This is a genomic window from Herbaspirillum sp. WGmk3 (assembly GCF_023952535.1).
GTDB lineage: Bacteria > Pseudomonadota > Gammaproteobacteria > Burkholderiales > Burkholderiaceae_D > Herbaspirillum > Herbaspirillum huttiense.
Map to the genome: position 1 here is coordinate 1 of NZ_JAKYWT010000074.1, position 267 is coordinate 267.

A 267-nucleotide genomic window follows, 5' to 3' on the forward strand; every position below is an offset into this window, starting at 1 on the left:
CCGCCGCCGTCGCATCATCATGCAGAACATGCGTGACGAAGAGCTGGCCATTGCTCAGGTCGAAGAGATGCAGGCAGTTTCTGCCGTGCTTAAGGGCAAATACACCATGACCGGTGAAGCCTTCGATCCGGTTGAGGTGGATATGGGCCGCAGTGAGGAGAATAACATCACGCAGTCCGGCGGCACGGAGTGGAGCAAGCGTGACAAGTCCACGTATGACCCGACCGACGATATCGAAGCCTACGCGCTGAACGCCAGCGGTGTGGT

General features: G+C 58.4%; 1 protein-coding gene. It reads left to right on the top strand.

Annotation, left to right across the window (positions count from 1 at the left end; genetic code table 11):
• Positions 1-267 (top strand): major capsid protein (locus MKD49_RS26000; protein ID WP_252697740.1); only part of this gene is annotated, 267 nt, incomplete at both ends.